Source organism: Anaerotignum faecicola (genome assembly GCA_024460105.1).
Lineage (GTDB): Bacteria > Bacillota > Clostridia > Lachnospirales > Anaerotignaceae > JANFXS01.
Map to the genome: position 1 here is coordinate 1 of JANFXS010000017.1, position 1009 is coordinate 1009.

The following is a 1009-nucleotide window of genomic DNA, read 5'->3' on the forward strand; positions in this document are numbered from 1 at the left end:
TATATGATATGATACCTCTTAAGTAGACAAGATAAATAACCAAAATCTACTTAGGAGGTATTTTTATGTCCAAATCCCCTCATACTTCGGAATTCCGGGCAAAGGTGTCACAGGAATACCTTGATGGATTGGGTTCCTATAATTATTTAGCCACTAAATATAATATCGGGTGTAAAACATTGAAAGAGTGGGTTGCTAAATACAGAATTCATGGAATCGGAGCATTTATTCGTAAAACGGGGAATGCTTCTTACTCATCCGATTTTAAAACCATGTGTGTCGAAGCGGTTTTATCTGGTGATGGAAGCGTAGATGATATCGCTGCTAAATATAACATTTCTTCAAGAAGGGTACTCAGCCAATGGGTTGTGAGTTATAATGCCAATAGAGAACTTAAGGATTATGTTCCGAAAAGGGAGGTCTATATGGCAGAGGCCAGAAGAAAAACAACCGTTGCTGAACGCAAAGAAATCGTTGAGTATTGTATTAAACATAACCATGATTATAAAGGGACTGCAGGCATTTATAACGTTTCATACAGCCAGGTTTATTCCTGGGTAAAAAAGTATGATGTGAATGGAGAAGACGGTTTAACAGATAAACGCGGCCATCACAGAGCAGATGATGAAGTGGATGAACTGGAGCGTTTACGGCGGGAAAATCTCAGGTTGAAACGCCAGCTGGAAGAAAAGGATAAGGCTGTTGAACTACTAAAAAAAGTGAAAGAATTCGAAAGGATGTGAAGCTTGGAAAGCTGCGTTACGAATCAAAATATTTAGCAATCAGACATTTCCATGAAACAGAGCAGTGGAGCATTGCATGGATGTGCAAACAGCTTGAAATCTCAAGGGCGGCTTATTATAAATGGCTGGACCGGGAGATTCCGAAACAGGAATCGGAAAATCTTAAGCTGGCAGAACTGATTAAAGAATACGATCAACGCTTTGGCCATATCTTAGGCTATCGAAGAATGACTTCATGGGTCAATCGCTTTAACCATACTGCTTAT

2 protein-coding genes are annotated in these 1009 nt (G+C 39.5%); both read left to right on the plus strand.

Annotated elements, in window-relative coordinates:
• The first annotated feature begins 65 nt into the window (after positions 1–65).
• A complete protein-coding gene (locus NE664_12435) occupies positions 66–743 on the plus strand; it encodes a transposase (protein MCQ4727447.1) in 678 nt (225 codons plus the stop codon).
• The coding region (locus tag NE664_12440; protein ID MCQ4727448.1) for an IS3 family transposase at positions 740–1009 on the plus strand (270 nt) is incomplete at its 3' end. The genes NE664_12435 and NE664_12440, both read left to right, overlap by 4 nt.

Excerpts from the sequence above, each read along its gene's own strand:
- NE664_12435 (MCQ4727447.1), top strand. The coding sequence starts at position 66 with ATGTCCAAATCCCCTCATACTTCGGAATTCCGGGCAAAGGTGTCACAG.